Annotated in this window: 23 protein-coding genes; 8 read left to right on the top strand and 15 right to left on the bottom strand. The window is 44.1% G+C overall.

Going from position 1 to position 24864, the window contains the following annotated elements; all coding sequences use genetic code 11:
• Positions 1-35 precede the first annotated feature (35 nt).
• The 4 genes from OH456_RS15130 to treC all read left to right on the top strand — a co-directional run bounded on the left by OH456_RS15130 (position 36) and on the right by treC (position 4765).
• Positions 36-404 (top strand): MliC family protein, encoded by a 369-nt coding sequence (locus tag OH456_RS15130; RefSeq protein WP_051647164.1) that lies wholly within the window; start codon positions 36-38, stop codon positions 402-404.
• Positions 404-1348 (top strand): trehalose operon repressor TreR, encoded by a 945-nt coding sequence (gene treR, locus OH456_RS15125; protein ID WP_038225420.1) that lies wholly within the window; start codon positions 404-406, stop codon positions 1346-1348. The genes OH456_RS15130 and treR overlap by 1 nt, the downstream gene beginning before the upstream one ends.
• Before the next feature lie 233 nt (positions 1349-1581).
• Positions 1582-3006, top strand: a complete 1425-nt coding sequence (gene treB, locus OH456_RS15120; protein WP_062456962.1) for a PTS trehalose transporter subunit IIBC — start codon at positions 1582-1584, stop codon at positions 3004-3006.
• 76 nt (positions 3007-3082) lie between these two features.
• Entirely contained in the window at positions 3083-4765 is a 1683-nt protein-coding gene (gene treC / locus OH456_RS15115) for an alpha,alpha-phosphotrehalase (RefSeq protein ID WP_270033771.1), read from the top strand.
• A 48-nt stretch (positions 4766-4813) separates the two neighbouring features.
• Here the strand turns inward: treC and OH456_RS15110 are convergent, their stop codons facing one another.
• A complete protein-coding gene (locus OH456_RS15110; RefSeq protein WP_006075748.1) occupies positions 4814-5413 on the bottom strand; it encodes a YitT family protein in 600 nt (199 codons plus the stop codon).
• Positions 5414-5761: 348 nt separating this feature from the next.
• Between OH456_RS15110 and glyA the strand changes: the two genes are divergently transcribed.
• Positions 5762-7012, top strand: a complete 1251-nt coding sequence (gene glyA, locus OH456_RS15105; RefSeq protein ID WP_124940694.1) for a serine hydroxymethyltransferase — start codon at positions 5762-5764, stop codon at positions 7010-7012.
• Positions 7013-7092: 80 nt separating this feature from the next.
• Here glyA and OH456_RS15100 read toward each other — a convergent pair whose 3' ends face one another.
• From OH456_RS15100 to leuS, 13 genes are all read right to left on the bottom strand, one after another.
• Complete coding sequence (locus OH456_RS15100) at positions 7093-7422, bottom strand: hypothetical protein (RefSeq protein WP_031493179.1); 330 nt, start codon at positions 7420-7422, stop codon at positions 7093-7095.
• Between the two features lie 152 nt (positions 7423-7574).
• A complete protein-coding gene (gene lipA, locus OH456_RS15095) occupies positions 7575-8540 on the bottom strand; it encodes a lipoyl synthase (protein WP_062456972.1) in 966 nt (321 codons plus the stop codon).
• Between the two features lie 4 nt (positions 8541-8544).
• Positions 8545-9186, bottom strand: coding sequence for a lipoyl(octanoyl) transferase LipB (lipB, locus tag OH456_RS15090; RefSeq protein WP_198557401.1), 642 nt, complete (start codon positions 9184-9186; stop codon positions 8545-8547).
• A 175-nt stretch (positions 9187-9361) separates the two neighbouring features.
• A complete protein-coding gene (ybeD, locus tag OH456_RS15085) occupies positions 9362-9640 on the bottom strand; it encodes a DUF493 family protein YbeD (RefSeq protein ID WP_031493181.1) in 279 nt (92 codons plus the stop codon).
• 142 nt (positions 9641-9782) lie between these two features.
• The gene (locus OH456_RS15080; RefSeq protein WP_031493182.1) at positions 9783-10961 is read right to left on the bottom strand and encodes a serine hydrolase; all 1179 of its coding nucleotides are present in this window, start codon (positions 10959-10961) and stop codon (positions 9783-9785) included.
• Positions 10962-11061: 100 nt separating this feature from the next.
• A complete protein-coding gene (locus OH456_RS15075; protein ID WP_038225413.1) occupies positions 11062-11862 on the bottom strand; it encodes a septal ring lytic transglycosylase RlpA family protein in 801 nt (266 codons plus the stop codon).
• Positions 11862-12983, bottom strand: a complete 1122-nt coding sequence (rodA, locus tag OH456_RS15070; RefSeq protein WP_270033767.1) for a rod shape-determining protein RodA — start codon at positions 12981-12983, stop codon at positions 11862-11864. Before rodA ends, OH456_RS15075 begins: the two co-directional genes overlap by 1 nt.
• On the bottom strand, positions 12980-14863 hold the full coding sequence (gene mrdA, locus OH456_RS15065) for a penicillin-binding protein 2 (RefSeq protein ID WP_006075609.1): 1884 nt from the start codon (positions 14861-14863) through the stop codon (positions 12980-12982). Before mrdA ends, rodA begins: the two co-directional genes overlap by 4 nt.
• An 11-nt stretch (positions 14864-14874) precedes the next feature.
• Complete coding sequence (gene rlmH / locus OH456_RS15060) at positions 14875-15345, bottom strand: 23S rRNA (pseudouridine(1915)-N(3))-methyltransferase RlmH (RefSeq protein WP_006075610.1); 471 nt, start codon at positions 15343-15345, stop codon at positions 14875-14877.
• Positions 15346-15349: 4 nt separating this feature from the next.
• Positions 15350-15667 carry a ribosome silencing factor gene (gene rsfS, locus OH456_RS15055; protein WP_006075611.1) on the bottom strand — a complete coding sequence of 106 codons (318 nt, stop codon included), beginning with the start codon at positions 15665-15667 and terminating at the stop codon, positions 15350-15352.
• 69 nt (positions 15668-15736) lie between these two features.
• Positions 15737-16756, bottom strand: coding sequence for a DNA polymerase III subunit delta (gene holA, locus OH456_RS15050; RefSeq protein WP_270033765.1), 1020 nt, complete (start codon positions 16754-16756; stop codon positions 15737-15739).
• A 19-nt stretch (positions 16757-16775) separates the two neighbouring features.
• Positions 16776-17342: an LPS-assembly lipoprotein LptE gene (locus tag OH456_RS15045; RefSeq protein WP_268665921.1), complete on the bottom strand. Its 567-nt coding sequence runs from the start codon at positions 17340-17342 to the stop codon at positions 16776-16778.
• A 135-nt stretch (positions 17343-17477) separates the two neighbouring features.
• Positions 17478-20051, bottom strand: a complete 2574-nt coding sequence (gene leuS, locus OH456_RS15040) for a leucine--tRNA ligase (RefSeq protein WP_270033762.1) — start codon at positions 20049-20051, stop codon at positions 17478-17480.
• Between the two features lie 183 nt (positions 20052-20234).
• Here leuS and OH456_RS15035 point away from each other — a divergent pair, with 183 nt between their 5' ends.
• The gene (locus OH456_RS15035) at positions 20235-20705 is read left to right on the top strand and encodes a zinc ribbon-containing protein (RefSeq protein WP_006075222.1); all 471 of its coding nucleotides are present in this window, start codon (positions 20235-20237) and stop codon (positions 20703-20705) included.
• Between the two features lie 71 nt (positions 20706-20776).
• Here OH456_RS15035 and cysZ read toward each other — a convergent pair whose 3' ends face one another.
• Positions 20777-21514 (bottom strand): sulfate transporter CysZ, encoded by a 738-nt coding sequence (gene cysZ / locus OH456_RS15030; RefSeq protein WP_031495762.1) that lies wholly within the window; start codon positions 21512-21514, stop codon positions 20777-20779.
• A 182-nt stretch (positions 21515-21696) separates the two neighbouring features.
• Between cysZ and zipA the strand changes: the two genes are divergently transcribed.
• Both zipA and ligA read left to right on the top strand, forming a co-directional pair.
• A complete protein-coding gene (gene zipA, locus OH456_RS15025; RefSeq protein ID WP_270033761.1) occupies positions 21697-22695 on the top strand; it encodes a cell division protein ZipA in 999 nt (332 codons plus the stop codon).
• 67 nt (positions 22696-22762) lie between these two features.
• Positions 22763-24766: an NAD-dependent DNA ligase LigA gene (gene ligA / locus OH456_RS15020; RefSeq protein ID WP_270033760.1), complete on the top strand. Its 2004-nt coding sequence runs from the start codon at positions 22763-22765 to the stop codon at positions 24764-24766.
• The last annotated feature ends 98 nt before the right edge of the window (positions 24767-24864 follow it).

Here is a 24864-nt window from a genome sequence, read left to right as displayed (position 1 = left end):
ACAAACTGAATGGGTGTTAGCCTTAAAGAGGAGAAATGATGCTTTCAATTGCAAAAAAAACGTTGTTACCCGTTTTATTGGTGAGTGGATTGGCGGCATGCAGTAGTGGCGGACAAACGGAATCCACAGCTGGTAGTTATCATGTGCTCCAATATGAGTGTGATAGTCAAAATTTCCAGGTCACTCAACTTTCCAGTGAACAAATCCTTTTGCTGATAGACAAGACGGAATATCCGTTGCATAGAGTCCCCTCAGCATCTGGCGTGCGCTATACCTTGGATGGTGAATCGCAAACCGATTCTAATATTGAGTTGTTCAGTAAAGGTCGAGAAGGCATGCTAACAATGAATGGTGTCACTGATAAGTCCTGCCGTATGACCACACGCAGTATTCCTAAAGGCTAATGACTAAAAAACTGACCATACTTGATATCGCGAAACTATCGGGAGTCGGCAAATCGACCGTCTCTCGAGTGTTGACCAATGACCCCAAAGTTAAGCCTGAGACTCGCGAAAAGGTAGAGCAGGTGATCGCGGAGCATGGTTATGTTCCGTCAAAATCGGCTCAGTCTATGCGAGGTGGTGGAGCTCAGAACGTGATTGGTGTGATCATTTCTCGACTGGATTCCCCTTCTGAAAACAAAGCCGTCAGCAGCATGCTTAATGTACTCTATGCGGCAGGTTATGACGTTGTGATTATGGAAAGCCAGTTCGATCCGGTGAAAACTAATGAACATCTTAACGTGTTGCGAAAGCGAAATGTGGATGGGGTAATAGTGTTTGGTTTTACCGAGTTGGATCTGGATGCCGTGGCAGATTGGGATGAAAAGGTAGTTGTGATTGCGATGGATACCGATCGAGTGTCGTCGATCAATTACGACAATGCCGGTTTGATCCACGCGGTTCTGAATAAGCTTAAAGATCAAGGCGTGAGTGATCTGGCGTTTATTGGTGTAGATCCTGAAGATAAAACTACAGGCTTAGCTCGCTTAAACGCTTATCAAGTTTGGTGTGAAGAGCAGCAATTGCCGGCTCGGTTTCGTACCGGAGCACTTCATCATGAGAGTGCATATTCACTAGTGGATGATGTGGTGAGTGATTCCCTGCAAGCCATTGTCTGCGCCAGCGATACTCTAGCACTGGGTACCATTAAGCGCTTACAAGAGTTAGGAAGAGAGGACATTATTGTCACGGGTATTGGTGGCAATGAATTGTTGTCATTTTTATTCCCGAATATCTACAGTATTGATCCTGGCTATCATCAAGCAGGTGAAAAAGCAGCTAACCTATTGATTAAGCAATTGAAAGGCGACGCTATCGTCTCTCATCTCACACAAGAAGCTGTGTAAAAACGGCTTCTACTCTGTCTTCTCATCCTTTTCTTTTGATGCATTTCTCTACAATTATTGTGATCACTCTCAATTAATGGGAATGTTCCCATTTACGTTTTCTTCCCGTGTGTCACACTGCGTTTAGATTTTTGGGAATGTTCCCATTGGCGCATTGCGGTATTATTAATACAACGAGACACATGGACGTTTGTTATCCAACGTCTCTATATCAGTAAAAAGGTGTACATACGATGAGCAAGATAGCGAAGCAAGATATTGCAGCCATCATCGAAGGGGTTGGCGGTGCCGACAACATTGCCAGTGTGAGTCACTGCTTAACTCGTCTGAGATTTGTTCTTAACGACACAGAAAAAGCAGATAAATCAGCACTGGAAAGCTTAAAGGTTGTTAAGGGCTGCTTTACCAATGCTGGCCAATTCCAAGTCGTAATTGGTACTGAAGTCGATGAAGTATACAAGCTACTTATTGACATGGCGGGAAAGAAAGCTGCATCAAAAGATGATGCCAAACTGGCTGCTCGCCAAAATATGAATATTCTCGAGCGTGGTATTTCGCATTTAGCCGAAATTTTTGTTCCTCTTTTACCTGCGATTATCACTGGTGGTCTGATTCTTGGTTTTCGAAATGTCATTGGCGACATTCGCATGTTCGATGGCAAGACGCTGGTTGAAATCAGCCAGTTCTGGGCCACGGTTCATTCGTTCTTATGGTTAATTGGTGAAGCAATCTTCTTCTTCCTGCCTGTTGGTGTGTGTTGGTCGACAGTGAAAAAACTGGGAGGCACACCTATTCTGGGTATTACTCTGGGTGTGACCTTGGTGTCGCCACAACTAATGAATGCCTACTTAATCGGTAAGCAGGTTCCAGAAGTCTGGGACTTTGGTTTATTCGTGATAGAGAAAGTGGGCTATCAAGCTCAGGTCATTCCAGCCATGTTAGCCGGTGTTGCGTTGGCCTTTATCGAAACGAACCTTAAACGTATTGTTCCAAGTTACCTGTATCTGGTTGTGGTGCCTTTCGTTTCAATCATTCTATCTGTGATTTTAGCGCACGCACTTATTGGTCCTTTTGGTCGCGTGCTGGGTGACGGTGTTGCATTTGCAGCGAAAGCTGCGATGACGGGTGACTTCGCGGTTCTTGGTTCTATGGTATTTGGCTTCCTATACGCACCACTTGTGATAACGGGTATCCACCACACGACTAACGCCGTTGACTTACAGCTTATGCAAGACCTTGGAGGTACGCCAATCTGGCCTTTGATTGCTTTGTCAAACATTGCTCAAGCTTCTGCAGTTGTCGGTATCATCATTATTAGTAAGCGCGAAGGCGAACGAGATATTTCAGTTCCTGCTGCTATCTCTGCGTACTTAGGGGTAACAGAGCCTGCAATGTACGGTATTAACTTGAAATACAAATTTCCGATGTTGAGCGCCATGATTGGTAGTGCGCTTGCTGCAGCGATTTGTGGTAGTGCTGGTGTAATGGCGAATGGTATTGGTGTTGGTGGTCTACCGGGTATTCTTTCCATCCAACCTCAGTACTGGACGGTATATCTAATGGCGATGCTAGTAGCTATGGCGGTGCCAATTATCCTAACCCTGTTCCTGTATAAACGCGCTCAGTCAAAAGGTGAGCTAGAGCTTGCAAGCGCGTAACTCCCCCATTAGTGGCTCAATTTGAGCCACTGTTTTCTTTTTGTTTCTTTTGTAATGGTAAGTGAGATTGAAATCGATGAGTCAACAAGCTCAACAAGACTGGTGGAAAACCGCCACTATTTATCAAATCTATCCGAAGAGTTTTTGTGACAGCGGCAACAAAGGTATGGGGGATATCAAAGGCATTACCTCAAAGCTAGATTACCTTGATCAGCTTGGTGTTGATGCTATCTGGTTAACGCCAGTGTATGCCTCTCCAATGATTGATAACGGTTACGATATTGCTGACTATTACGCTATTAACCCTGATTTTGGCACCATGCAAGATTTTGATGAGCTACTAGAACAAGCTCATCAAAAGGGGATTCGTATTATCATGGATATCGTAGTGAACCACACGTCAACACAGCATGAATGGTTCCAGTCGGCTCTTGGTGATAAGCAAAGTCCTTATCGTGATTATTATATTTGGAAACCTGGTCGTGATGGGCAAGCCCCAAACAACTGGCAATCTAAATTTGGTGGCTCTGCATGGGCACTAGATGAAGCCACAAACGAATACTATTTGCATTTGTTTGCCAAAGAGCAGGCCGATCTGAACTGGGAGAACCCTGCTGTTCGAGACGACGTAAAACGTGTGATTGAGTTTTGGGCGCAAAAAGGAGTCGATGGATTTAGGTTAGACGTCATTAACCTGATTTCAAAGCAGCAAGATTTTGCAGATGATCATATTGGTGATGGCCGTCGCTTTTACACTGATGGCCCAAGAGTGCATGAATATCTACAAGAGATCAGCGAAGCGGTATTCCAAAAGTATGGTTCAGTGACGGTCGGTGAGATGTCTTCGACAACGCTAGAGCATTGCCAGCAATACAGCGCGTTAGATAGCAAAGAGCTGTCGATGGTGTTTAACTTTCATCACTTGAAAGTTGATTATCCAAATGGAGAGAAGTGGACTAAAGCGGATTTTGACTTTGCCCAGCTCAAGCAGATTTTCAACCATTGGCAAACGGGTCTGAATGGCAAAGGTTGGGGAGCACTGTTTTGGTGTAACCATGACCAGCCACGTATTGTGAGCCGCTTGGGTAATGATACCCGCTATCACAATAAGTCAGCGAAAATGCTCGCAGCGTCCGTCCATTTAATGCAGGGAACGCCATACATATTCCAAGGCGAAGAGATTGGTATGACTAACCCAGGCTTTACTGAGCTTGCTCAGTATCGTGATGTGGAAAGTTTGAATATGTACAAACTAATGGTTGAAGAGGGCACAACGTCTCATGATGAGATGATGGCGATTTTGCAGCAAAAATCTCGCGATAACTCTCGTACGCCGATGCAGTGGGATGGCAGTGTTAATGCTGGCTTTACTTCAGGAACACCTTGGATTGGAGTCTCTGAAAACTACTCGCAGATCAATGCTCAGGCAGCACTTCAAGACGAACAATCCGTGTTCTACTTCTACAAGGAGCTTATCGCTCTTCGCAAAACGGTGCCTGTGATAACCGATGGTAGTTATACTGATTTGTTCCCGGAGCATGAACAGGTGCATGGATATCTGCGAGAAAACGCTGAAACCATGTTGCTATGCCTGAATAACTATTTCGGGCAGGAGACTCAGGTCACTCTACCTGAATCTTTCGTTGCGCTCACTGGACAACGAGTCTTGAGCAACTACGACCTAGAACGCAAAGTAACACTTGAGAAAAAAGTAGTCATGAAGCCGTATGAGACGGTAGCTATTTTGATTAATAAGTAACGAGCAATGCCCTTCGCCGAACTGAGAGGAAAGCGAAGGGCATTGGTATTAACCGTAGGTCACTACGTAGCGGGTAGGCTTATGGTTCATAGCTAGAACAAGGTTCAGCATTACTGCACCCAAGATGGAGATCATAATGACGCTCGGTGAGACAAAGAAGAACGAAGCGACTAGGATCGAGCAATCTATTGCCATTTGAGTTTTGCCAACTGAAATACCAAATTTATCTTGAATAAACAGGCAAAGCACATTGAACCCACCAAGACTTGAGCGATGTCTGAATAGAATCAGCATGCCGAGCCCCATCAGCAAGCCGCCAGCAATAGCACAATAAATATCGTTAATCTGATCCAGTGACACGACACGGTACATGTTATCAGTGATAACAGAGACCAACGCCCCCGAAATAGCACTACTCGCGGCAAAACGTTTACCAAAGCGTTTCCATGCTAACAGATAGAACGGGCTATTGAAGGCAAAATACAAGGTACCGAAAGAAACCGGCACAAACTGGCTTACAAGAAGCGCCAGGCCTGTGGTACCGCCAGTTAATAGTTGAGCCGACTGAAGAAAGAAAATACCTTGGGCAACAATAAATGTACCAGTCAGTATTGCTATCCAATCTTCTCTACGTGAGTGTTTTTGCATCAGTTCAAAATTCTTCTTAGTAATAATCGCCGCAATAGTATTGAAAAGATGATCTTTTCGGTAGCTTGAAGGCGAAATTTGCGGTAAACCTATGTAATTCAAATTTTACACTGTGTAAATGGAATTATTGACACTTAGTGTACACATTGTCGTACTAATTCAGGCGCCCATGATGATACCTAAGGTTCACTATGAGAAAACTACATGAGAAATTTCCAATTTTCTCTTTATGACCTAGATCAAATTATGTATGATGCAAGTCATCAAATGTGGTGACGAAAACGTTTGCTTTTGGTCATTGTGTGGTTTTTTTGAAACTTTCAGAACAATCTGAGTCAGGAGATACAGATGCTTAAGCGTGATATGAACATCGCTGATTACGATGCGGAGCTATTTGCAGCTATTCAAGAAGAAACCCTTCGTCAAGAAGAGCACATCGAGCTTATCGCTTCGGAAAACTACACCAGCCCTCGCGTAATGGAAGCGCAAGGCTCTCAGCTAACAAACAAATATGCTGAAGGTTATCCGGGCAAGCGCTACTACGGTGGTTGTGAATACGTCGATAAAGCGGAAGCACTAGCGATTGACCGTGCGTGTGAGCTATTTGGTTGTGAGTATGCGAACGTTCAGCCTCACTCTGGCTCTCAAGCGAATAGTGCCGTGTACATGGCTCTACTTAACCCAGGCGATACAGTATTAGGTATGAGCTTGGCTCATGGTGGTCACCTTACTCACGGTTCTCCAGTTAACTTCTCTGGTAAGCACTACAACGTAATTCCTTATGGTATCGATGAAGCTGGTCAAATCAACTATGACGAGATGGAACAGCTAGCACTTGAGCACAAGCCAAAAATGATCATTGGTGGTTTCTCTGCGTATAGCCAGATCGTAGACTGGGCTCGTATGCGTGAAATTGCGGATAAAGTCGACGCGTATCTGTTTGTTGATATGGCGCACGTTGCAGGTCTTATTGCAGCTGGTGTTTATCCAACGCCTGTTCCTCATGCACACGTTGTGACGACCACAACACACAAAACATTAGCGGGTCCTCGCGGTGGTCTAATCCTGTCTAATGCAGGCGAAGACATGTACAAGAAGCTAAACTCAGCTGTTTTCCCTGGTGGTCAAGGTGGTCCTTTGATGCATGTTATCGCTGGTAAAGCAGTAGCATTCAAAGAAGCAATGGAGCCTGAGTTTAAAGAGTACCAAGCTCGCGTAGTTAAGAACGCAAAAGCGATGGTTGCCCAGTTCCAAGAGCGCGGTTACAAGATTGTGTCTAACGGAACTGAGAACCACCTGTTCCTAGTTGACCTAATCGACAAAGATATTACAGGTAAAGAAGCGGATGCAGCCCTAGGTGCAGCGAACATTACTGTAAACAAAAACTCAGTACCTAATGACCCTCGCAGCCCGTTCGTAACGTCTGGTATCCGTGTTGGTTCTCCAGCGATTACTCGCCGTGGTTTTACTGAAGCAGATGCGACTGAGCTTGCTAACTGGATGTGTGATGTTTTAGACAACATCAATGATGAAACAGTGATTGAAGCAACAAAAGCTAAAGTACTCGAGATCTGTAAGCGTCTACCTGTTTACGCTTAATAGATTTATCTAAGAAATAATAAAAGCGAGCTATGAGCTCGCTTTTTTGATCTTGTATTCGTTTGAAAAGTAAACGCTAGCTATTTATTGATATTCAGTAAAGTTCCAGATTTACACTTGAACGAGTAGTACTTGCGACTTTCACTAAATTGACCCAAGCCTTCACCATTACAGTAATCGATATTAATGTCACGCATGATATCCAGCGTTTTCTCGCTGTTCAGTGCGAATTTAGCGCCGTCTTTACAAACGATACGAACTCGACCATCGTCGCTCACCGAGTACAGATTTACCTCGGTATTACACAGTTCAAATGACGCCTCTAAGTAGTTGTCTTGTTGAGTATTCTGCGCACAACCACCAATAACAGTAGCGGCCAAAATAGGCAGACCAACTTTAAGTAACTTCATGCTACATCCTTGATTGAATAATATTTTTCTTTAAGCCTACCTAAATATAGCGAAAATGCGAGTATGAGATTGTCATCTTGGCGATTTTTCTTAAAAAAAACACGGATGGCTCCGAGAGCGAATCCGTGTTTAACAAAAAACCACAAATGGAATTACTTAATTTCTACGCCTTGAGCCTGTAAGTCCGCATGATAAGAAGAACGAACGAATGGACCACATGCCGCGTGAGTAAAGCCAAGTTCCAGTGCAATATCTTTTAGCTCATCGAACTCAGAAGGTGGAACGTAGCGTTCTACAGGTAAGTGGTGACGGCTTGGCGCAAGGTACTGGCCTAACGTTAACATGGTAACGCCGTGCTCACGAAGGTCTTTCAACACTTCCACGATCTCTTCTTTTGTTTCTCCCAAGCCCATCATTAAGCCCGACTTTGTTGGTACGTCAGGGTGCATCTCTTTAAACTTCTTAAGCAGTTGTAGCGACCACTTGTAGTTTGCACCTGGACGAGCTTTACGATAGAGACGAGGAGCGGTCTCTAGGTTGTGGTTGAAGACATCTGGTGGGTTGTCTTTCATTGCCTCAAGCGCAACATCCATACGGCCACGGAAATCTGGAACTAAGGTTTCAATACGGATTTCTGGGTTAAGTGCTCGGATTTCGCGGTTACAGTCAGCAAAGTGTGTTGCACCACCATCACGAAGATCGTCGCGGTCTACAGAAGTCACCACAACATACTTCAGCTTCATGTCTTTGATTGTTTGCGCCAGCTTTTTAGGTTCACCAGCTTCTGGAGCGTTGGGGCGACCATGGGCAACATCGCAGAATGGGCAACGACGAGTACAGATTGCGCCAAGAATCATGAATGTTGCTGTACCGTGGTTGAAGCATTCAGCTAAGTTAGGGCAGGATGCTTCTTCACAAACAGAGTGCAGGTCATTCTTACGCATTGCAGATTTGATATCTTGAATACGTTGGCTGTCTGCAGGGAGTTTGATCTTCATCCACTCTGGTTTACGAAGGATCTCTTTCTGCTCGGTAGGCATGTTCTTAACTGGAATCAATGCCATTTTGTCAGCGTCACGGTACTTAACGCCTTTTTCCATTTGGATAGGTTTGCTCATCGTCTTATGCTTCTTCGCTGAATTCTACTTGCTCGTAATCAAGTATTGTTATGAGTGCTTTGATTAATTGGTCTTCTACGACGGACACTTGCTGTGGACCGCCCAACTGGCTGACCTGAACCATTTCCATTCCGGCATAGCCGCAAGGATTAATTCTTAAAAAGGGAGTGAGATCCATATTGACGTTCAACGCCAGTCCATGGAAAGAGCATCCTTTTCTGATGCGTAAGCCCAATGAACATACTTTTTTATTGTCAACATAGACGCCAGGTGCGTCGGGTCTCGCAGCCGATTCGATATTGTATTCTTTTAGCGTTTGAATAACGAGGTCTTCGATATGAGTAACCAGTTCACGAACGCCCAGTTTTTTACGACGGAGATTGATTAAGAAATAGGCCACTAACTGGCCTGGACCATGATAGGTGACTTGGCCACCACGGTCACTTTGTACAACGGGAATATCACCAGTGTTAAGTAGATGCTCGGCTTTGCCTGCTTGACCTTGCGTAAACACAGGGTTGTGTTCAACTAACCAGACTTCGTCGCGCGTTTGTTCTGTGCGATTATCAGTAAACTCATGCATCGCTTTCCAGACAGGCTCGTAGTCCTTTCTACCAAGCTTTCTTACAACTAGTTGATTCTCCACCAATCACTCCGCTGCTACTTAATAAAGTATTCGCATTATAAACATGTTGGTGGTTTTGAACTACCAATAAATAACGAATTCTTAACGACTGAATCACTATTAAGTGCTAGGTTTTTGAAATATAAAAAGAAAGCAGCCTAAGCTGCTTTCAAAAAAAATTTAAATTTTCAAATTTTTATAGAACCATGCGAACAATATCGATTTCACCAAGTTCTTTGTATAAGGTCTCTACCTGCTCGATAGACGTTGCAGTGATGTTGATCGATACTGCATGGTAGTTGCCTTTTGCACTTGGTTTGATAGTTGGGCTGTAGTCCCCTGGCGCGTGGCGCTGGATTACTTCCACTACCTTTTCAGGAAGTTCTGGCTTAGCGTAACCCATCACTTTGAATGTAAAAGAGCAAGGGAACTCTAGTAGGTCTTTGAGTTTTGCATCAGAGTTGATGGTCAACATATTAGGGACTCCAAAAATACCAATTCGTTATAACGATGCGAATAGTAATGCCTTATGTGGATGATCTCAAGCCAACAAAAAGTAAAGCCGCATTATGCGGCTTTACGGAAACTTGATTACTTTTAGCTCTAGAGTTTGATTATTAGAACAAGCTCTTGAAAAGTAATACGATGTAATCCCATAGACGACTGAATAGGCTACCTTCTTGAACATCTTCAAGTGCAAGTAGTGGGTATTCAGCAACATCTTCGCCGTCTAGTTGATAGTATAGCTTACCAACGACATCGCCTTTAGATATTGGTGCTTCAAGCTGTTTTTCAAGTACGAAACTTGCTTTTAGGTTTTTCGCTTGGCCGCGTGGAAGTGTGACGAAGGTATCTTGGTCAACACCTAGTGCTACAGCGTCTTTGTCACCCATCCAGACTTTTTCTTCTACGAAGGTTTCGTCGGCTTTATGTGGATTCACTGTTTCGAAGAAACGGAAGCCATAGCTCAACAGCTTTTTACTTTCAGATTTACGTGCATTGGCGCTCTTAGTGCCCATAACTACCGCAACTAAACGCATCTTACCTTCAGTTGCTGAGCTCACTAAGTTATAACCAGCTTGGCTTGTGTGGCCAGTTTTAATGCCATCAACGTTCATGCTCTTATCCCACAATAAGCCATTACGGTTATATTGGGTAATGCCGTTGTAGGTGAATTTTTTCTCTGAGTAAATACGGTACTCATCTGGAACGTCGCGGATCAGTGCACGACCAAGTAGCGCTAAATCGTAAGGCGTAGAATATAGGTTCGGGTTATCCAAGCCGTGTACGTTGGCGAAGTGTGAATTGTTCATGCCAATAGACTTTGCCCACGCATTCATTAGATCGACAAACGCGTCTTCTGAACCTGCGATATGCTCAGCCATTGCTACACATGCATCATTACCTGATTGAATAATGATGCCTTTGTTAAGCTCTTCAACGGTTACCTTTGTGCCAACTTCGATAAACATCTTCGATGAATCAGGGAAGTTCTTTGCCCAAGCGTTTTTACTGATGGTAACTTCATCTTCTGGAGTGATGTTGCCACGCTTCAGTTCTTGGCCGATAACGTAGCTGGTCATCATTTTTGTCAAGCTAGCCGGGTGAAGTTGAGTGTTCATCTCTTTTTCAGCTAGGACTTTACCTGAGTTGTAGTCCATCAAAACGAAGCCTTTCGCTGCGATTTGAGGTGCATCCGGCATAACAACAGGCGCCGCAGAAGCAGAAGTTGCTGCTAAAGTTGCGGTAAGAGCAATGGAAGTTAGAAGTTTCATAGAAGGTTTATTCTTATTCATTTGAATACAATTTTTGTTTGTTGTCCGTATATTAACAGAACGGTCTGGGCAAACTAGATAGCTTACACTAAGTAACAACCGTTATTTATGTCAATGATGTTTACATTTTTTTGACGAAAGCTGAGGAGTAGCCAATCTTTTTCACTTGTTCGAGAACATCTTGAGTCTGCTTGTAGTCTTTGAAAGGACCAAGCATTAGACGGTAGTTGCTATTTACAGGTGCTAGAAATGTGTCCACTGATAGCTTTTGACCGAGTTCTTTCGATAAAGTTTCGACGCGATCCTTATGTGGAGATGCGGCAACTTGAATGGTGTACTCTGGGTGTTTGTCTACTTTATGTTGGCTGGTGGAGCGTTCGACAATGATTACTTCAATCTCGACATTGGCGGTACCTGTCTTAATGACATCGAGTTTCTTTGCCGCCGCATAACTCAAATCAATGATTCGCCCTTCGTGAAAAGGACCTCGATCATTGACGCGAACGATGGTTTCTTTGCCATTGTCTAAATTGGTGACCTTAACATAGCTTGGTAAAGGCAAGGTTTTATGGGCAGCCGACATAGAATACATGTCATACACCTCACCATTCGACGTCAGATGACCATGAAATTTTTTCCCATACCACGAAGCCTGTCCGCGCTCTTTAAATCCGGTTGGATCTTTAATCACCTTGTAGCTGTTTCCTCGCAAGGTGTAGTTCTTGTTGCCGCCTAAGCTATAAGGTTCATATTTAGGTTGAGCACCTTCAATATGGTCAACAGAGATAGGACTTGAAGGTGCAACATCATCGCTTAACTCATAGCGACTGTCAGACGACGAACAACCAGCAAGAGCGACCAATCCCACAGTAAAGCAAAGCAATGTTTGGTAGTGACGGTGGCGGATAGAAAATCGATTCATTAAGTTGCCTTTGAAAATGCCTTTCTGTGCGTATGGATAGACATTAAGATGCCGAAACCAGCCATTAACGTCACCATGGAGGTGCCGCCATAACTGACAAGAGGTAGGGGTACGCCTACTACAGGTAATATACCGCTTACCATACCAATATTTACGAAAACGTAAACAAAAAAGCTAAGTACAATGCTGCCTGCCATCATTCTACCGAATGCGGTTTGTGCTGAACTGGCTAAATATAAACCACGGCCAATAATAAATAGATAGAGGGAAAGCAATAATAAAATGCCTATCATGCCCCATTCTTCGGCGATAACTGCAAAAATAAAGTCAGTATGTCGTTCTGGAATAAATTCAAGTTGTGATTGAGTGCCTTGCATCCAGCCTTTGCCAGTAATCCCGCCGGAACCAATGGCTATCTTACTTTGGATAATATGATAGCCCGCACCGAGTGGATCTGATTCTGGATCGAACAAGGTTCTGACACGGACTTTTTGGTACTCACGCATCAAAAAGAACCATAACACAGGGATAAAGGCCCCAAGTGCTACAACCGCACTAATAATGATTTTCCAACTGATACCTGCAAGGAAGATTACGAAAATACCAGAAGCGGCTATTAGTATGGATGTACCTAAGTCGGGTTGTTTCGCAATCAGAATAGTTGGTACAAATACCATCACTAAAGACATCACTAAAGTTTGGAAGGTGATAGGAAGTGAACGCTTACCTATGTATCGAGCGACCATTAAAGGCACGGCAAGTTTCAGTAGTTCTGAAGGTTGAAAGCGAACAAAGCCTAAATTGAGCCACCTCTGCGCTCCCTTAGATGCTTCACCAAAAAACAATACTCCGAGTAGCAATAGTACCCCAACAAAGAACATGATTGGAGCGAGTGACTCGTAGGTTCTCGGGGAGAATTGTGCGAGTACAATCATAACAACGAGGGCGAGAACCATACGCATGGCTTGCCTGTCCATCATGGCCAAGCTCTGCCCACTTGCACTGTACATAACAACTAGACCAAAGGTCATTAAAGCCAGAATACCTAATAGCAGTGGCAAATCGATATGGAAGCGTTCGAATAGAACTCTATTTTGTCCTGTTGATGGATCAAATCTCATTCTTCTTCACTCTTTTCGTCTCGAAGGGCCAAATCAAACAGCTGACGTGCTACAGGTGCGCCATTAGAAGAACCACCTCCGGCGTTTTCTAGTACAACTGTCACAACTACCTTTGGATCTTTGAAAGGTGCAAAACCCGTGAATAATGCGTGGTCTTTTAGGTGCTCCTCCAGTTCCTCAGCGTTGTACTCCTGGTCTTGAGCCAAGCTAAACACCTGCGCTGTACCGGACTTACCACCCGACTGATAAGGCATGTTCTTAAAGGCGCGGCGAGCAGTACCTTTGACACCATGGTTAACCAACCGCATTCCTTCGAGTGCGATGTCCCAGTAGCTCTCTTTCACTCCAGTAATCGGCGGGCGAGAGTCAACTTCAGCCATTGTTTGGTGTTCAAAACTATCACCATTATCGATGGTGGCACGTAATAGGTGTGGAGATAAAACTTCTCCATGATTAACCAGCACGGAAGTAGCTTTGGCTATTTGCATTGGCGTTGCAGTCCAATAACCTTGTCCAATACCTACTGGAATCGTATCACCTTGATACCATGGCGTGCGATGACGAGCCATTTTCCATTCACGTGTCGGCATATTTGCTTTACTTTCTTCATAGATGTCAATGCCGGTATAGTCACCAAAACCAAACATCATCATCCACTTAGATAGTCTATCAATGCCCATATCATAGGCGATTTGATAGAAGAAAGTATCTACTGATTCTTCAATGGCTTTAAGGATATTGACTTTACCGTGCCCCCAACGCAACCAATCACGGAAGGGACGCGTTTTCGAGTTTGGAATTCGCCAATATCCAGGGTCATTACGCGTGGTTTGAGGCGTAATGACGCCTTCTTGGAGCGCCCCAACCGCAATAAAAGGTTTTACCGTTGATGCTGGTGGATAAATACCAAGCGTTGCACGGTTCACCAGTGGACGGTTTTTATCTTCCAAAAGGGCTTTATAAGCTTTACTTGAAATGCCATTTACAAAGGCGTTAGGGTCATAACTAGGGCTAGACACCATCGCGAGTACGCCATTGTCATTTGGGTCTAGGACAATCGCAGATCCGCGTCTTCCTGCTAACAGTTTATGAACTTTAAGTTGTAGTTTGATATCGAGGTTTAGCACGATATCTTTGCCCGGAATTGGCGGAACAAACTTTAAGGTACGCAGTACTCGACCGCGACTGTTCACTTCAACTTCTTGATAACCTGCGGTGCCGTGTAGAATTTCTTCGTAGTAACGTTCGATGCCTAACTTACCAATGTCACGAGTAGCTTGGTAATTCGCGTCTCTTTCTTCTCTGACGAGGCGACGCATATCACGATCGTTTATTCGTGATACGTAACCAATAACATGCGTCAGTACATCGCCAAATGGGTAATAACGCTTTAGATTTGCTGCTATTTCTACGCCAGGGAACTTATGTTGATTAACGGAGAAAACAGCAACTTGCTCCTCGGTTAATTGAGTAAGAAGAGGGATAGATTTGAATCGGCGAGTACGTTTTCGGTCTCGTTCAAATGCTTCAATACGTTCTTCGGGGATATCTAAAAATTTACGCAGCCCAGCAATAGTCTCATCCATGTTTTTCACCTTTTCTGGGGTGATTTCTAGGTTGAAGACTGGACGGTTCTCTGCCAATAGGATGCCATTTCTGTCATAGATAAGGCCGCGATTTGGCGCGATTGGTACGACTTTAATGCGGTTATCATTAGAGCGAGTCTTGTAGTCTTGATACTGATTAACCTGAATATTATAAAGGTTTGCAACAAGTACTAGCATCATGGCAATGATAAATACGAATGCAACGACAGCACGGCTTTTGAACAGCCGTGCTTCTGCCTGATGGTCCCGTATCTGGCTACGTTTACGTCTCATAACTTGTTGGCTTACTCTCTATGGTAAGGATGGTTTGCAGTAATTGACCAAGCGCGATAGAGGCTTTCCGCCATGACAATTCTCACCAGAGGGTGGGGTAGCGTTAGCGCTGAAAGTGACCAGCTTTGATCGGCAGCGGCTTTACAAGCTGGTGCAAGACCTTCTGGACCACCAATCAAAATAGAGACGTCGCGCCCATCTAGCTTCCAGCTCTCGAGTTGCTCAGCCAGTTGAGGGGTATCCCATTTCTTACCTGGAATATCTAATGTCACAATACGGTTTCCTTTAGGAACCGCTGCTAACATCGCTTCGCCCTCTTTTTGTAAGATACGTGCAATATCAGCATTTTTGCCTCGCTTCCCCGCGACAATTTCCACCAGTTCAAGTGGCATATCATGAGGGAAGCGACGCTTGTATTCTTGAAAGCCTTCTTCGACCCACTTCGGCATTTTAGTACCGACTGCGATGAGTTGGAGTTTCAATGTATTAGCTCCAAAGCTTTTCTAATTGGTAAAGATCACGGTGCTGTTCCTGCATGACATGCAGCATGGTTGATCCCATATCGAGAACTACCCATTCACCTTCTTGTTCACCGTCAACGCCGAGAGGTTCCATACCCGCTTTCTTCACTTCAGAAGCAACATGATCGGCAATTGAAATTACATGTCTTTTTGACGTACCCGTACAGACAATCATAAAATCAGTCACGCTAGACTTCCCTTCAACATCAATCGTTACGATGTCTTGTGCTTTCATATCGTCGGCTTTGTCGGCTAGAAATAGTTTCAATTCTTCGCGTTGCAAAAGTTTTTCCTCGTTGTTCTTAATTAAGTTGAGCCTCAGGCTCAATTGACCCGTAATTATACCACGAAATTATGGATGTAAAGACAGGCTGCTGTCAGTAGCACTCAGGTTGAGCGTTAGCTGGTGTAGAAAGGGCCACGGGCTCAACTCGTATTGGGTCTTTACTTGGACCTCGATTGAAGCGAGTAGTTGCATGGCTTGTTTAAGTCGTATTGCGGTAAGGCGCTGCAGAGCAGCGCTATAGAGTGGTTTTTTATTTTGCCACACTCTGAAGCTATCAAAGACTTGGTTAAGCGAAGATTGAGTCAACATCTGTTGCATTTTGATGAGCTGTTGTAGCTCTTTTTGAATCGAACGCAACAAAATAACGGCTTCTACTCCTTCTGCTTCAAGTTGTAAGAGAATTCGATTTGCTCGCTTTGGTTTACCCTCTAAGATCGCATTTATCCAGTGGAACACTGTAAAATGGTTATGGCGGCTCAGGGACTCTTGAACACGGAGCAGATTGAGTTGGCCATCAGGATAGAGCAATGACAGCTTCTCTAAGCTTTGAGAAAGAGCAAACAGGTTTCCCTCATGCCACTGACATAGGAGCTGTATCGCTTCACCGTCAGGCTTAAGTCCTGAGGCATTGCATCGCCTCATTACCCATTGAGGGAGGTGTTTGACATCAGGGGCGGCGCAGCTCACCAAGCAGCCATTTAGAGCCTTGAACCATTTTGCTGATTCTTGAGCTCGCGTCAGCTTGGTTCCAGTGATGATAACAACAATGTCTTCATGCAAGTGTGACGATATTTCTAACAGCTGTTTGGCGATAGCTGCGTTAATACCTGACTCAGGGATGGATAACTCTATAATTTGCTTAGATGAAAACAAGCTAAGGGCTTGTGTGCAGTCATAGACATCATTCCAGTCCAATGAACTGTCCACGGAGAACCTATGATGTTCTTCAAATCCTAACTGTCGAGCATGACGAATGATCAAGTCTCGACTTTCTTGTACAAATAATGGTTCATTACCAAAAACAAGGTAGCAGCCATGCCACTGACGGTTCAGTGTTTCTGCAAGGCGGTCAGCAAATACTCTCACGTCGTTCTACTCTGCGTCACTAGGATTGAGGAGACGAGGTAGCGTCTGACTCTACGGTTTCTTGTTGTGCTTCGTACTGTTCAATATCGGTTTTAAGACGTGCCATTTGGCGCATCATTTGTTGAGCTGAAAAGTTTCTCATCTCGTCTTCAATCAAAGAGCGCTCTTCTGACTTTGCCAGAGCTGAAAGTGGGTTATCGAGGTAGCTGCGCGTTATCTGAGCTGAAAAACTCTTAGAGCCAAGTTCGGGAACAGTGACACGATAGCGTACTATGTAAGTAATTTCTTTTTCTGCTGCTCTTGTATTTTGATACAAAGACAGCGTGCGGTCGCTGATAGACTCTCCGGTAATATGGAGGTTAGGGATGTTAGGCTGTGGGTCGACGATTTCTATTTTACTTAATCTTAGTTGTTCTTTAACCAGTCGGGTGATTTTTCCATATGGGTCAAAGCTAGTGACTGAGATTTCTTTGATATCTTCGGGAACGTTGTACTCTCCACGCAAGTGAAAACCGCAAGCGGTCAACAAAGTAGATAAGAAAAGGACTAAGCTGACTCTTGCAGTGTTATTTTTTAGTAGGCGCATAGTGCTCGCAGACTCTGTTAAAAAGGCTTATGTAAGTTTCATTAGGCAGTGAACTTAAATAAGACTTTTATGTGTGGCTGATAAAAGAGCCGCGAAGTATTCTTCGCGACTCTTGGTATCATAAAGACAACTAAATTAATTAGCTACAATATTCAGTAGTTTACCCGGTACGTAAATCACTTTACGGATGGTTTTTCCATCAGTGAATTTCGTCACGTTCTCGTCGTTAAGACCAAGTTCTTCTACTTGTTCTTTAGTTGCATCCGCAGCAACGGTCAGCTTAGCCCGTAGCTTGCCGTTAACTTGAACAACGATAAGTTTCTCATCTTCAACGAGGGCTTTTTCATCAAATGTTGGCCACACAGCATTGTCGATGTCTGCATTACCCAGTGCCGTCCACATCTCGAAACAGATATGCGGAGTGATAGGGTAAAGCATGGCAACGACCGCTTGTAGTGCTTCATCAAGAATCGCACGGTCTTGTGCTGTGTCTTGAGGTGCCTTAGCAAGTTTGTTCATTAGCTCCATGATGGCTGCAATCGCTGTATTGAATGTTTGGCGACGGTCAACATCATCGGTTACTTTTGCAATGGTCTTATGAACATCACGGCGCAGTGCTTTTTGGTCAGATGATAGAGCCGAAACGTCAACGCTTTCCGCTGTACCATTTTCTGTATGCTCTTTTACCAACTTCCAAACACGTTTAAGGAAGCGGTTTGCACCTTCCACACCAGACTCTTGCCACTCTAATGTCATATCCGCAGGTGAGGCGAACATCATGAATAGACGTACAGTATCAGCACCGTATTTGTCTACCATCTCTTGCGGGTCAATACCGTTATTCTTCGACTTAGACATTTTGATCATGCCTGAGTGCTCTACGTCACGACCTTGTTTGTCTGTTGCTGACGTAATACGACCTTTACCGTCACGCTCAACTTTTACATCTGTAGGAGCGATCCACTCTTTGGTGCCTTTTTCGTTGGTGTGGTAGAAAGCATCAGCAAGCACCATACCTTGGCATAGGAGTTTCTTAAATGGTTCGTCGGAAGTTACATAGCCAGCATCACGAAGCAACTTATGGAAGAAGCGAGAGTACAGCAAGTGCATACATGCGTGCTCGATACCACCGATATATTGGTCTACAGGTAGCCAATAGTTCGCTTTTTCTGGATCTAAAATATCATCAGCTTGCGGAGAGCAGTAACGTGCATAATACCAAGAAGACTCCATAAAGGTGTCGAAGGTGTCTGTTTCACGTAGTGCTGGCTCACCGTTGAAGGTCGTTTTTGCCCACTCTTTATCAGCTTTGATTGGGCTAGTTACGCCATCCATAACAACATCTTCCGGAAGGATTACAGGAAGTTGCTCTGCTGGAACCGGGTGAACTTCACCATCTTCAGTCGTTACCATTGGAATTGGAGCACCCCAATAGCGTTGACGAGAAACACCCCAGTCACGTAGACGGAAGTTTACGGTTTTGTGACCTTTGCCTTCTGCTTCTAACTTAGCAGAGATAGCATCGAACGCAGCCTGGAACTCAAGTCCATCGAACTCACCAGAGTTAAATAGTATGCCTTTCTCAGTGTAAGCCGCTTCTGAAATATCAAGCTCGCTGCCGTCAACCGGTTTGATTACAGGAAGAATATCTAGGTTGTATTTAGTAGCAAACTCAAAGTCACGTTGGTCATGACCGGGAACCGCCATAACTGCACCTGTTCCGTAATCCATCAAGACGAAGTTAGCAACGAATACTGGCACTTCACGACCATTCAATGGATGAATGGCAGTAAGGCCAGTTGCCATACCTTTTTTCTCCATTGTTGCTAGTTCAGCTTCTGCAACCTTGTTGTTTTTACACTCATCGATAAATGCAGCTAACTCAGGGTTGTTTTCAGCCGCAACAGCAGCAAGAGGGTGGCCTGCAGCGATACCTACGTATGTAACACCCATAAGAGTATCTGGACGCGTCGTATATACTTCAAGGTCTTGATGATCTTGTACTTCAAACTTCAGTTCAACACCTTCAGAGCGACCAATCCAGTTGCGCTGCATGGTTTTAACCATTTCAGGCCAACCTTCTAAGTTGTCTAAATCATCAAGAAGCTCTTGGGCGTATTCTGTGATTTTAATAAACCACTGTGGGATTTCTTTTTGTTCAACTGGAGTATCACAACGCCAGCAACAGCCATCTTCAACCTGTTCGTTTGCTAGAACAGTTAAGTCATTTGGACACCAGTTAACAGAAGAGGTTTTTTTGTATACTAAGCCTTTTTCATAAAGCTTAGTGAAGAACTCTTGCTCCCAACGGTAGTACTCTGGCGTGCACGTAGCAAACTCACGGTTCCAGTCGTAGCCAAAACCAAGCAACTTAAGTTGGTTTTTCATGTACTCAATATTCTCATAAGTCCATGGTGCTGGCGCTGTGTTGTTTTTTACTGCTGCGTTTTCAGCAGGTAGGCCAAATGCGTCCCAACCAATTGGTTGCATTACGTTTTTACCTTGTAGGCGTTGGAAACGAGATACCACATCACCGATGGTGTAGTTACGCACGTGACCCATGTGCAGTCGTCCACTTGGATAAGGGAACATAGACAGACAGTAGAATTTTTCTTTATTTGGGTCTTCACTTACAACAAAGGTCTTATTGTTGTCCCAGTGCTGTTGAACGTTACGTTCAATATCTTGCGGGTTATATTGTTCTTGCATCGATGATTTCCGGTTATCTTGGAATTTGTGAGTTCTGTTACCACAGAAACTATTAGATCGTCATAGAATACCTAAAGGAAGCCCGGTCAACAATAGTCAATATACCCTTCGTGGGAGAAGAGGTTATGCACGTTAACGGTAATCACATAGTGTTCTGCTACTTTGGTGAAAATAGGGGGATGTATGCCTAAGCGTAAAGCCAGTTATGAAGAAATGATTGAAGATGTGGTTGACAACCTAAAACACAGTCCTGAAGAGTTACAGCACGTGCTTGAAAAATCAGGACAAGTGGTTGAGGCCGCCAACGATATGACTAAGGACGAAATGGCGTTAATTTCTGCGTACGTGAAGTCTGATCTAAAGGAATTTGCCGAAAACTACGAAGAGAGTAAAAGCGGGCCCTTTTATCTCATGATTGCTAATTCAATATGGCAAGGTCTGCTGGATATCACAGATAGAACAAAAGTCGAGTGGGTCGAGCTGTTCCAAGATCTTGAGCATCAGGGCGTTTATTCCTCAGGAGAAATGATAGGGTTAGGTATTTTGGTGTGTGAGCAGTGTGGGCATAAGACAGAATACAACCACCCAACAACCATTTCTGATTGTCCAAAATGTGGTCATAGTACATTTAGTCGACAGCCCCTAAAACCATAGAAGCTAGCTGTTCTAGAGACTGTATGGCTTGCCTACAGTCTCTTTGGATACTGCTAGATAGTGAGAAACACTTACTTATATTGCTGTTTGAATTCTTGTACCCACATCGCTGTTGCGCCACATACTGATACTGGAACGATAAACAGGTTAAGTATTGGGATTGTTGTAAATACCGAGACAAGCATACCGAAGCTGTAGGCTTTTCCTTGTTTTTGCTTCATAGACATTCGCATGTCGTTAAATGGTACCTTGTGGTTATCAAATGGATAATCACAGTATTGAATTGCTAACATCCAAGCGGTAAAAATGAACCAAAGAAAAGGTCCTATCGTCTGACCAAGCGCAGGGATAAGTAGCAGTAAGAATAAGCCGATAGCTTTAGGCAAGGTATACAATAACTTGCGCCATTCCCGAGCCATAATTCTTGGAACGTCTTTGACAACGCTCATGATCCCGTCTTCTGAAACTTTTTGACCGGTTAGCATTTCTTCCACTTTCTCTGCTAAAAGGCCATTGAATGGAGCGGCGATAAAGTTAGCTAATGTGCTAAAGAAGTAAGAAAAGGTCGCCAATATAGTGATGGCGAGTAGCGGCCAAAGCACATAACTCAGCCAAGAGAGAAATTCAGGCAAATAGCCCAGCCAGCCTTCAATCCACGCGTTGAGGTTGGAGAAAAGGTAGTACATTGCTGAACCAACTAACAAAATATTGGCAAGTAATGGTAGCAGTACATAACGACGGATACCCGGTGTAAAGGCGATTTGAAAACCTTGATGAAAGTAACCGAATCCGGTTTTGGCTTTGTTCAAAATATGTTTCCTTTTACCTTTTGCTACTGTTGTTTCTTAGCGACTATATCAAAAAAGACTTAAGGAAATCACAAACTTCTTATACTAAGGTGTTCTAATAGTCTATAGAGTTTTGGTAAAGTAGAGTGAGCTGAGGTGTATTCACCTCATTAAGGACTATTTTTTAACGTTGAGAGCAAACAATGCAGGAATTGCGATTCGTACTCATTATTGTCGGTGCCCTAGCTATCGCGGCGCTGCTGTTCCATGGCCTATGGTCTAGCAAAAAAGAAGGACAGAAGAAGTTCGGTGATAGGCCGTTAGGAAAGTTGGATGACAACGCTGAGCAAGAAGACGAATACGTTGCGCCAGAAGACGATTTCGAAATTATAAGAAAAACGCGTAATGAACCTGACTTTGGTTTGAACCAACAACAGACTAATTATGATCCCTTAGACGATGTCGCTAGTCACTCTGAACAGAGCTTTGAGCATGACGAGCAGATTCATCATCAACCTTTAGAAGAACAATTCGAAAAGCCTCCGGTCTCTGCATTATCAGAAGAAATGGTTGAAGAAGAGCTACCATCATTTTCGGCCAAAACCGATGTCGAACCCGAAGAGTTTGAAAAACTTGAACCTCAGCTAGATCTAAACAAATTCGATGATACTGACGAGGAATTGGAAACAAAACCTCAGCCTATTGAGGCATCAACCCTAACGTCGGCAAAGGAATCGAGTGCACCTATACAGGCTGAAAGTGAACCTGAAGAGCCCGAAATGCAGGTGATTGTGATGAACGTGCATTGTGCTGGTTCTGAAGATTTTGTTGGTACTCAGCTGTTTGATAGCATGCGTCAGAATGGTCTTATTTACGGTGAAATGGATATCTTCCACCGTCATGCCGATTTATCAGGCACAGGAAAAGTACTGTTTAGTGTGGCAAATATGATGCAGCCAGGTACGCTTCAACATAATGATCCAGCCACTTTTACTACCAAAGGTATCTCGTTCTTTATGACTCTACCTTGTTTTGGCGAAGCCGAGCAGAACTTCAAGTTGATGCTAAGAACAGCGCAGCAAATTGCTGATGATCTTGGGGGCAACGTTCTTGACGACAAGCGTAACTTAATGACACCGACGAGACTCGATGCCTACCGTAAACAAATTCAAGACTTTAACGCAGCGAAAGTAAGCGCGTAATCGTTCCACTTATGTTAGAGAAAAGGCTCCTCGGGAGCCTTTTTTATCCGTACTACCAAGGTATACCATGTCGCAACAACGATTAAATGAACTGAAAGAGCAACTTCACTATCATGGCGTGAAGTACTATGTAGAAGACAGCCCAGAGATTCCGGATGTCGAGTACGACAGGCTAATGCAAGAATTGCTCGCTATTGAAGCTGAGCATCCTGATTGGGTAACTGTAGATTCGCCAAGTCAACGAGTCGGAGGGTTACCACTTGACAGTTTTACCCAAGTGAAACATGAAATACCGATGCTGTCTTTGGATAATGCTTTCTCAGATGAAGATTTAGATAGTTTTAATAAGCGCATTTGTGATCGCGTAAATCGAACCGATATTGGCGCTTATTGTTGCGAAGTAAAACTCGATGGATTAGCAGTGAGTTTACTTTATGAAAGTGGTGTACTTGTTCAAGCTGCAACCCGAGGTGATGGAACCACGGGGGAGAACATCACAGAGAATGTTCGAACTATTAGTGCAATTCCACTGAAGCTGCAAGGCGACGACATTCCAGCGCGCATTGAAGTACGCGGTGAAGTATTTATGCCTAAAGCTGGGTTTGCAAAACTTAACGAGCTTGCCGAAAGAAAAGGCGAGAAAGTGTTTGTAAACCCAAGAAATGCGGCAGCAGGTAGTTTACGTCAATTAGACTCTCGCATCACCGCAACTCGTCCTCTAAGCTTCTATGCCTATAGTCTGGGCATTGTTGAAGGTACTGAGTTACCAGCAAGTCATTTTGATCGTTTTCTAAAACTCAAATCTTTAGGCTTTCCAATGGGGCCTGAAACCAAACGCGTTAACAGTATTGAAGAAGTTAAAGCTTACCACAAAGCGATCCAGGAAAAACGTGATGAGCTTGAATATGAAATAGATGGCGTCGTCATTAAAGTTGACGACATTGCCCTGCAAGAGCGGTTGGGTTTTGTGGCTCGAGCTCCTCGCTGGGCGATTGCCTACAAATTCCCCGCTCAAGAAGAAATTACCGTACTGAACTCTGTCGAGTTTCAGGTTGGACGTACCGGAGCTATTACCCCTGTTGCGAAGCTAGAGCCAGTGTTTGTTGGTGGCGTGACGGTGAGCAATGCTACCTTGCATAATGCCGATGAAATTGAGCGTTTAGGTGTGAAGGTTGGTGATAGTGTTATTATTCGCCGTGCAGGGGATGTTATTCCTCAAATTGTTTCTTATGTGCCAGAGCGTCGACCTGCGGATGCGAAAGAAATCGTTTTTCCTTCTGAGTGTCCGGTATGTGCATCTCTGATTGAACGGATTGAAGGAGAAGCTGTAGCCCGTTGTACCGGTGGCTTGGTTTGCCAAGCACAGCGTAAAGAAGCGCTAAAACACTTTGTTTCTCGTAAGGCTTTAGACGTTGATGGTCTTGGGGAGAAAGTAATAGAGCAGCTTGTAGACAAAGAAATGGTCGAGACACCAGCAGATTTGTTCAAGTTATCTGCGGGGCAACTCACTATTTTAGAGCGTATGGGGCCGAAGTCCGCACAGAATGTCGTCAATGCCCTAAATGTGTCAAAAGAAACCACACTAGCGAGATTCCTGTACTCACTGGGGATTCGTGAAGTTGGTGAAGCCACCGCTGCGAATCTATCAACGCATTTTGAAACTTTAGAAAATGTGATGAACGCGACTCATGATCAGTTGATTGAAGTTCCTGATGTCGGTGAGATTGTTGCTAAGCATATTCGGTTCTTCTTTGCTGCTGAATCTAATCAAAAAGTAATTGAGGCATTGATTGCAGCAGGTATTCATTGGGCGGCAGTAGAAGCACCAGCGGAAGATACACCTCAACCACTTGCGGGCAAGACGGTGGTTTTAACAGGGTCTTTGTCACAGCTAAACCGCAATGATGCCAAGGCAGCGCTTCAGGCGCTAGGGGCGAAAGTAACGGGAAGTGTTTCTAAGAAAACCGATATTTTATTTGCAGGAGAAAATGCAGGTTCTAAATTGGCAAAAGCACAAGAGCTCAATATTGAGATTAGAACTGAGGACGACCTAATAGAATTAATCGGCTGATTTAAGGAATAGAAAAAAGAGCTCCTAATATGGGGCTCTTTTTTTGCGAGTGAGTTCAAATAATGATGGTTCTACTACGTCATAAATAAAAAACAATC

It is taken from the genome of Vibrio sp. La 4.2.2, from assembly GCF_027586995.1.
Lineage (GTDB): Bacteria > Pseudomonadota > Gammaproteobacteria > Enterobacterales > Vibrionaceae > Vibrio > Vibrio mediterranei.
The sequence above is the reverse complement of the archived record's forward strand: the minus strand, read 5'-3'. Positions and strand labels throughout refer to the sequence as shown.